10 protein-coding genes are annotated in these 7,819 nt (G+C 64.4%); 5 read left to right on the top strand and 5 right to left on the bottom strand.

The genetic code is table 11. The features are described 5' to 3' along the window. The 3 genes from AC1DY5_RS33950 to icd all read right to left on the bottom strand — a co-directional run. The coding region (locus tag AC1DY5_RS33950) for a Clp protease N-terminal domain-containing protein (RefSeq protein ID WP_478118675.1) at positions 1–520 on the bottom strand (520 nt) is incomplete at its 3' end. A 67-nt stretch (positions 521–587) separates the two neighbouring features. Beyond that, positions 588–947, bottom strand: coding sequence for an ATP-dependent Clp protease adapter ClpS (gene clpS, locus AC1DY5_RS33945; protein WP_478118679.1), 360 nt, complete (start codon positions 945–947; stop codon positions 588–590). 238 nt (positions 948–1,185) lie between these two features. Beyond that, positions 1,186–2,445, bottom strand: a complete 1,260-nt coding sequence (gene icd, locus AC1DY5_RS33940; RefSeq protein WP_478118674.1) for an NADP-dependent isocitrate dehydrogenase — start codon at positions 2,443–2,445, stop codon at positions 1,186–1,188. A gap of 188 nt (positions 2,446–2,633) precedes the next feature. Between icd and AC1DY5_RS33935 the strand changes: the two genes are divergently transcribed. Together AC1DY5_RS33935 and AC1DY5_RS33930 are read left to right on the top strand one after the other, a co-directional pair. Continuing rightward, entirely contained in the window at positions 2,634–2,951 is a 318-nt protein-coding gene (locus tag AC1DY5_RS33935) for a cell envelope biogenesis protein TolA (RefSeq protein ID WP_478118673.1), read from the top strand. A 182-nt stretch (positions 2,952–3,133) separates the two neighbouring features. Further along, entirely contained in the window at positions 3,134–3,586 is a 453-nt protein-coding gene (locus tag AC1DY5_RS33930; RefSeq protein ID WP_478118672.1) for a DUF192 domain-containing protein, read from the top strand. Positions 3,587–3,653: 67 nt separating this feature from the next. On the opposite strand, the gene AC1DY5_RS33925 is transcribed toward AC1DY5_RS33930, so the two are convergent. Further along, entirely contained in the window at positions 3,654–4,235 is a 582-nt protein-coding gene (locus AC1DY5_RS33925; RefSeq protein ID WP_478118670.1) for a superoxide dismutase, read from the bottom strand. A gap of 96 nt (positions 4,236–4,331) precedes the next feature. Continuing rightward, positions 4,332–5,609, bottom strand: coding sequence for an exodeoxyribonuclease VII large subunit (xseA, locus tag AC1DY5_RS33920; protein WP_478118668.1), 1,278 nt, complete (start codon positions 5,607–5,609; stop codon positions 4,332–4,334). A gap of 310 nt (positions 5,610–5,919) precedes the next feature. Between xseA and AC1DY5_RS33915 the strand changes: the two genes are divergently transcribed. The 3 genes from AC1DY5_RS33915 to lpxK all read left to right on the top strand — a co-directional run. Continuing rightward, positions 5,920–6,552, top strand: coding sequence for a MotA/TolQ/ExbB proton channel family protein (locus tag AC1DY5_RS33915; RefSeq protein ID WP_478118666.1), 633 nt, complete (start codon positions 5,920–5,922; stop codon positions 6,550–6,552). A 2-nt stretch (positions 6,553–6,554) separates the two neighbouring features. Next, positions 6,555–6,980, top strand: a complete 426-nt coding sequence (locus AC1DY5_RS33910) for an ExbD/TolR family protein (RefSeq protein ID WP_478118677.1) — start codon at positions 6,555–6,557, stop codon at positions 6,978–6,980. Next, on the top strand, positions 6,981–7,819 hold an 839-nt coding region (gene lpxK, locus AC1DY5_RS33905; RefSeq protein ID WP_478118664.1), incomplete at its 3' end, for a tetraacyldisaccharide 4'-kinase.

Here is a 7,819-nt window from a genome sequence, read left to right as displayed (position 1 = left end):
ACTTCTCGTTCTTCTCGCCGCCGCCTTCCTCGCCTTCACCCGACGAAGCGTCGCTGCTGCCCTTGGCAGCTTCCGGCGGGTCGCTCTTCTTGATGCCATGGGCGATGAAGTTCACCACGTCGAGGCGCGTCACTCCCTGCTGGTGCAGGTAGTAGACGGCGTGCGAATCCTTCTCGCCGAAGATCGCCACCAGCACATTGGCGCCGGTGACTTCCTTCTTGCCGTTGCCGGTGGACTGCACATGCATGATGGCGCGCTGGATCACGCGCTGGAAACCCAGCGTCGGCTGGGTGTCGACATCGTCGGTACCCGCCACCTGGGGCGTGTTGTCCTTGATGAAGTTGGTAAGCGACGCCCGCAGGTCGTCGACATTGGCCGAGCAGGCGCGCAGAACCTCTGCGGCGCTCGGGTTGTCCAGCAAAGCGAGCAGCAGGTGCTCCACCGTGATGAACTCGTGGCGCTGCTGCCTGGCTTCTACAAAAGCCATGTGCAGGCTGACTTCCAGTTCCTGGGCAATCATGTGATTTCCTTTTGCCTTGCTGTAAATAATTTCTCAGATGGGTTGGAGCGCGCCTAAATCAACAGGTTCACCCAACCGGTTCACTGACACATTGCAGCGGGTGCCCGGCCTGATGCGCCGCCTCCATCACCTGGTTGACCTTGGTGGCCGCCAAGTCGCGGGAATACACCCCGCAGACGCCTCGGCCATCGAGGTGGATCTTGAGCATGATCTGGGTCGCGGTTTCGCGGTCCTTGCTGAAGAACTCCTGGATCACGACGATGACGAATTCCATCGGCGTGTAGTCGTCATTCAGCATTACCACCTGGAACATCTGGGGCGGCGCGGTCTTCTGCGGTCGCCGTTCGAGCACGACCGCATCGCCATCGTCCCGCCTCGGCTTCACGGCCGGCGGCGTCTTGGGGGTCGAAGGGATTCTGGTAGCCATGAAATTCATTTTATAGAGCCGCCGCCGGTTGCACTCGACGATGTGACACAACTGGTGGCGGCTTTGTGACATTCAAGGCGAATGCGGCCTGGAGAGCACGTTTGAACTCATGCAAGCAGCATGCCCCGACGGCGCAAAGGCCTACTGCCGGAGGGTTTTTGCGGCCATGAAAAAGCCCCGGCGCCTGTCGGCCCGGGGCTCCGGAGCGAAGCGCCCGGACGGACGCTTCTGGCACTTTTTACATGTTGTCGATCATCACCTGCCCGAAGCCCGAGCAGCTGACCTGGGTGGCGCCCTCCATCAGCCGGGCGAAGTCGTAGGTGACCTTCTTGCTGACGATCGACTTCTCCATCGCGCTGATGACTAGGTCGGCGGCTTCGGTCCAGCCCATGTGGCGGAGCATCATTTCGGCCGAGAGGATCTCGGAACCCGGATTCACGTAGTCCTTGCCGGCGTACTTCGGCGCCGTGCCATGGGTGGCTTCGAACATCGCCACGGTGTCGCTGAGGTTGGCGCCCGGGGCGATGCCGATACCGCCGACCTGGGCCGCCAGGGCGTCGGAAATGTAGTCGCCGTTCAGGTTCAGGGTCGCGATGACGCTGTATTCGGCCGGCCGCAGCAGGATTTGTTGCAGGAAAGCATCAGCAATCGAATCCTTGATGGTTATTTCTTTGCCGTTTTTCGGGTTCTTGACCTTCATCCACGGCCCGCCGTCGATCAGTTCCGCGCCGAATTCCTTGGCCGCCAAGCCATAGGCCCAATCGCGGAACCCGCCTTCGGTGAACTTCATGATGTTGCCCTTGTGCACGATCGTGACGCTGGGCTTGTCGTTGTCGATGGCGTACTGGATCGCCTTGCGAACCAGGCGCTCAGTGCCCTCGCGCGACACCGGCTTGATGCCGATGCCGGAGGTATTGGGAAAGCGGATCTTCTTGACGCCGAACTCTTCCTGCAGGAACTTGATCAGCTTCTTCGCCTTGTCGCTCTCGGCTTCGAATTCGATGCCGGCATAGATGTCTTCCGAGTTCTCGCGGAAGATCACCATATGGGTCTTCTGGGGCTCCTTGACCGGGCTCGGAACGCCTTCGAAATACTGGATCGGCCGCAGGCAGACGTAAAGATCAAGCTCCTGGCGCAGCGCGACGTTCAGCGAGCGGATGCCCCCGCCCACCGGGGTGGTCAGCGGGCCCTTGATCGACACCACGTAGTCGCGCACGGCGTGCAGGGTTTCCTCGGGCAGCCAGACGTCCGGGCCGTAGATCCGGGTCGATTTCTCGCCGGCGTAGACCTCCATCCACTGGATCTTCCGCTTGCCGCCGTAGGCCTTGGCCACGGCCGCATCGACCACCTTGAGCATCACCGGCGTGATATCCAAACCGGTACCGTCGCCTTCGATGAACGGAATGATCGGCTGATCGGGCACATTGAGCGAATTGTCGGCGTTGACCGTGATCTTCTGGCCTTCGGTCGGGACTTTGATGTGCTGATAGCTGGACATGAGAACTGGACTCCGGAAGAGATGAAGGCTGGGACGCACCGGGTTTCCGGTCGCCTGAATAGCCTTAGAATTTTAGACGCAACCGGAGGAGCCCGACGGGTGTGTCAACCACTGCCGCGTCGGCTTGTTGGCAGACCCTCTGCTGGCCGGGAGGCGTTTTCTAACCATTTCCATTGAGGAATCCGTAAATGAGCAAAGTTCTCGCAGTCATGATGGCCGGCCTATTCGCAGCTGGTGCATTCGCACAAGGCACCTCGCAAGAAGCCGCCCCCCAAACCAACACCAAGTCCCAGCAGCGCGCTACTGAGCGTCGTGCCACCAAGCCCCAGGGCCAAGTGCGTCCCCAGGGTGGCGATACGGCCAAGACCGATGAAGGCACCGGCGGCCTGACCCAGAACCGTTCAACGGAAGCTGGCCAGGCGCGTGCCAACACCCGCGACGACCGCCGCCGCAACAAGGACGGCAGCGTTCGCAAGATGAACCCGCAAGGCGGCACGCCCCAGTAATCGGACCCTTCCGGTTATTTAAAGAGCGCTCCACGGAGCGCTTTTTTTCGCCTCGCGAATAGACTAGCGGCTTCCCCCCTTTGGGTCAGGCAATGCCGGCTATTAAGAGGTAAGCTCCCGGTCAATCGACGATGCCCGCCCGCGCGGGCATTCTTGTTTGCGTGTTGTTCCGAAAGTCGACCATGTTCATCCGCCTATTCCGTCTTCTCGCGCTGTCAGTTTCGTTGACGGCCATTGCGCACGCCCAGGAAGCGCAAACCCAATTGCCCAAGGTCCGAATTTCCGCCGGGATGTACCAGATCGACGCCCAGGTCGCGCAAACCCCGCAGCAACGCGAAATCGGTCTCATGTTCCGCCAGGAAATGCCGCCGACCGAAGGCATGGTGTTCGTCTTCGAGCAGCCCGCCACCCAGTGCTTCTGGATGAGGAACACCCTGCTGCCGCTGACCGCCGCCTTCGTCGCCGACGACGGCCGGATCGTGAATCTGGCCGACATGCAGCCGATGACCGAGGATTCGCACTGCTCCAAGGAGCCGGTCCGCTACGTGCTCGAAATGAACCAGGGCTGGTTCGCGAAGAAGAACATCAAGGCCGGGACCAAACTCGGCGGCGAACTGTTCGCCAACCGCCGCTGAATCGGCCGCCCGGCCAGCAAAAAGCCGACCYGCRGGTCGGCTTTTTGCGGCTCTCGATGACCGGGGATCAGCCGAAGTTCTTGGCCGCGAAGTCCCAATTCACCAGCTTCGCGAGGAAAGTCTCGACATACTTGGGGCGCAGGTTGCGGTAGTCGATGTAGTAGGCATGCTCCCAGACGTCGACCGTCAGCAGCGCCTTGTCGGCGGTGGTCAGGGGCGTCCCGGCAGCGCCGGTATTGACGATGTCCACCGAGCCGTCGGCCTTCTTCACGAGCCAGGTCCAGCCGGAGCCGAAGTTGCCGACAGCCGACTTCACGAAGGCTTCCTTGAAGGCCGCGTAGCTGCCCCACTTGGCGTCGATGGCCTTGGCCAGGGCACCGCTGGGTTCGCCGCCGCCGGCCGGCTTCATGCAGTTCCAGAAGAAGGTGTGGTTCCAGATCTGGGCTGCGTTGTTGTAGATGCCGCCGCTGGACTTCTTGACAGTTTCTTCGAGCGTCATGCTCTCGAACTCGGTGCCCTTCTGGAGGTTGTTCAGGTTCACGACGTAGGCATTGTGGTGCTTGCCATAGTGGTATTCCATCGTTTCCTTCGAATACTCGGGCGCCAGGGCATCGAGTGCATACGGCAGGGGAGGAAGAACGTGTTCCATGTTTTTTTCTCGCGGGTTGGTTGAGGGAATTGGAGATTCTAGGAAGGATTCGTGCACGTGACGTCGGACGTCGCCGCGATGTCCCTGTTGCGGCCCTTATTGCACCACTTCCAGGTCGACCGTGCCGTCGGCCAATTGCGCCSTGACCGGGTCGCCCGGCGCCAGATCGGCTGCCCGCGTGACCGCCCGGCCATCGGCATCGGTCAGCCAGGCATAGCCCCGCTTCAGCACCAGCGCGGGATCAAGCAACTGCAGCCGCAGCGCGGCGCGTTCGAGCCGTTCGTGATGGCGGGCGAGCGTGCTGCGCAATCCGAGCGGCGCCCTCGCCTCCAAGGCCTGATGCGCCTGCGCGAAGCGGCCGGTCCGGGACAGCACCRCGTAGTGCAGCCGCTGCGCTTGGTGGGCGAGGCCCAGGCGCTGGCGCGCCACCAGCGTCGAGGGGCGCCCGAGCCGGCCGGTCGCGACATCCAGGCGCTGGCCCAGGACGTCGAGGCGGGCCGAGAGGGCGTCGCGCAGCCGGTCCTCGAGCAGGCCGAGCGCGCCGAGCCACAACTCGCGCGGTGCCGCGACCAGTTCGGCGGCGGCCGTTGGGGTGGGCGCGCGAACGTCGGCGCAGAAGTCCGCAATGGTGATGTCGGTCTCGTGGCCGACACCGCTGACCACCGGAACCGGACTCTGCACGATGGTGCGCGCCAAGGTCTCATCATTGAAGGCCCAGAGGTCCTCGATCGAGCCGCCGCCGCGCACCAGCAGGATGACGTCGACCTTCGGCTCGAGCGCATAGAGGGACTGCAGCGAGCGCACCAGTTCCGCCGCCGCGCCGGTGCCCTGCACCGCCGCCGGCGCCAGCACGACCGGGATATGCGGCACCCGGCGCCRCAATGCGATCACGACGTCATGCAGCGCCGCGGCACCGAGCGAAGTCACCAGGCCGATGGCGCGCGGCAGGGTGGGCAATTCGCGCTTGCGCGCCGGATCGAACAGCCCTTCGGCCTCGAGCCGGGCCTTGCGCTGCAGGAACTGCTCGAACAAGGCACCCTGCCCGGCCCGGCGCAGGCTCTCGACCACCAGTTGCAGGTCGCCGCGCGGCTCGTAGACGGCGAGCCGTCCGCGCACTTCGATCTGGTCGCCGTCGCGCGGCGCGAAATCGAGCAGGCTCGCCGCGCGCCGGAACATGGCGCAGCGAAGCTGGCCGGATTCGTCCTTCAGCGAGAAGTAGCAGTGGCCACTGGCGGCGCGCGAGAAACCCGAGATTTCGCCGCGCACGCTGACCGGGTTGAAGCGCGCGTCGAGCGCATCGGCGATCGCCCGGCACAAGGCGCCAACCGCCCAAATTCTCACGCCAGACGAGGGCGATTGCTCACGTTCGATCATTTTTGCCGCTGTCACAAGCCTGAGTCGTCCACAAGCCGGACGAAACCCCACCCCAAAGCCGAGGTACCGCTATCACAGGCACAGGTTGTTGTACAAGCCATTGATTTCATTGAAAAAACTGCTGCTCAATATTCAGTCGATCCGTGGAAACGCCTAGCCAGCGCGGCTTTGGACAGGTTGCTCTGCGTGTTAATCACAAAGTTATCCACACATTCTGTGGGACGGCGCTGACGCGAATACTTCTCGTAACAACGCGCTGCGCGGGTGGATAATCGCCGCGCATTTACAGTCCATGGGCCGGAGGAATCCTTTGTTTTCCATCATAGTTGCTGCGGGCTGGCCAATCTGGCCATTGCTCGCCTGTTCAGTGATTGGCATGGCGCTCGTCATCGAGCGATTCACCAGTCTCAAGACCTCCAGGGTCCTGCCGCCCACGCTTCTCGACGAGGCGATCACGGTCTCGCGGGCGTCGATTCCGGGCCCCGACTTGGTCACCAAGCTGGAACAGAACTCCGGCCTCGGCGAAGTGCTGGCCGCCGGCTTTCGCGCCCTCAACACCAACCCGATGGCGACCGAGGACGACCTGCGGGTGTCGATGGAATCGGCCGGCCGCGTGGTGGCGCACCGCCTCGAGCGCTACCTGCCGGCGCTGGCGACCATCGCGTCGGCGGCGCCGCTGCTGGGCCTGCTCGGTACCGTGATCGGGATGATCGAGATCTTCGGCTCGCAATCGCCGGCCAACGGCGCGGTGGGCTCGGGCAACCCGGCGCAACTGGCGCACGGCATCTCCATTGCGCTCTACAACACCGCCTTCGGCCTCATCATCGCCATTCCGGCGCTGATTTTCTGGCGCTATTTCCGCAGCCGGGTCGACGAATATCTGCTCAACCTCGAACTGGCCGGCGAGCGCTTCGCCCGCCATCTGGACACGCTGCGCCGATGAGAATGCATTTCCGCCACGGCTCACGCGAGGAGCCCGAGATCAACCTGATCCCGTTCATCGACGTGCTGCTGGTCGTGCTGATCTTCCTGATGCTGTCGACCACCTACAGCAAGTTCACCGAGATGCAGCTGCGGCTGCCGGTGGCCGACGTCGAGGCCCAGCGCGACTATCCGAAGGAAGTGATCGTCGCCGTATCGGCCGACGGCCGCTATTCGATCAACAAGGCGGTGCTGCCGGACCGAAGCGTCGAGACTGTCGCCGCAGCCCTGACGGCCGCCGCCGGCGGCGCCAAGGACAACGTCGTGATCATCAGCGCCGACGCCAGCGCGGCCCACCAGTCGGTCATCACGGTGATGGAAGCAGCGCGCCGCGCCGGACTGATGCAGATCACCTTCGCCACCCAGTCGGCCGCGCAGGCGGGGCGCTAGTTGCAGGACGGCTGGCTGCAACGCGGCGTCCAGGCCCGCTTGCTGTGGCCGCTGTCGCTGCTGTTCGGCGGCCTGGCCGCGCTCCGGAGAACCCTCTATCGCCGGGGCGTGCTGCGCACCGAAGCTGCCGGCGTGCCGGTCGTCATCGTGGGCAACGTGATCGCCGGCGGCTCCGGCAAGACGCCGGTGGTGATGGCGATCGTGCGGCACCTGGCGGCCCGCGGCCTGCGCGTCGGCGTCGTCTCGCGCGGCTATGGCCGCAGCACGCAGGATTGCCGGGAGGTGCTGGACGACAGCGATCCGGCGCTGGTCGGCGACGAACCGGCCCTGATCCGCCGTTCCACCGGTGCCCCGGTGTTCGTGGCCCGGCGCCGCATCGAGGCGGTCCGCGCCCAACTCGCCCGCCATCCGTCGACCCAGGTGATCGTGAGCGACGACGGCCTGCAGCACCTCGCCTTGGCCCGCGACGTCGAGATCTGCGTCTTCGACGACCGCGGCATCGGCAATGGCTGGCTGCTTCCGGCGGGCCTGTTGCGCGAGCCCTGGCCACGCCCCTGCGACCTGGTCCTCCATACCGGCGAGCATCCCGCATTCGCCGGCTTCAGGGCCCGGCGCAGGCTCGCGGATCATGCCCTGGGGCGCGACGGCAGCCGCGTGCCGCTGGCCTCGCTGGCCGGACGCCCGCTGGTCGCGGTCGCGGCGATCGCCAAGCCCGAGGGCTTCTTCGACATGCTGCGCGCGCGGGGCGTGCGGCCGGCGCAGTGCATCGCGCTGCCCGACCATGACGATTTCAGCCGCTGGAACCCGCCCGGCGGGTCCGGCCAGCTCCTGCTGTTCTC

The organism is Variovorax sp. P4_D9, assembly GCF_056401695.1.
This window is presented reverse-complemented; position numbering and strand designations above follow the sequence as displayed.

Excerpts from the sequence above, each read along its gene's own strand:
- AC1DY5_RS33925 (WP_478118670.1), bottom strand. The coding sequence starts at position 4,235 with ATGGAACACGTTCTTCCTCCCCTGCCGTATGCACTCGATGCCCTGGCG.
- AC1DY5_RS33935 (WP_478118673.1), top strand. The coding sequence starts at position 2,634 with ATGAGCAAAGTTCTCGCAGTCATGATGGCCGGCCTATTCGCAGCTGGT.
- AC1DY5_RS33930 (WP_478118672.1), top strand. The coding sequence starts at position 3,134 with ATGTTCATCCGCCTATTCCGTCTTCTCGCGCTGTCAGTTTCGTTGACG.
- clpS (WP_478118679.1), bottom strand. The coding sequence starts at position 947 with ATGGCTACCAGAATCCCTTCGACCCCCAAGACGCCGCCGGCCGTGAAG.
- AC1DY5_RS33910 (WP_478118677.1), top strand. The coding sequence starts at position 6,555 with ATGCATTTCCGCCACGGCTCACGCGAGGAGCCCGAGATCAACCTGATC.
- icd (WP_478118674.1), bottom strand. The coding sequence starts at position 2,445 with ATGTCCAGCTATCAGCACATCAAAGTCCCGACCGAAGGCCAGAAGATC.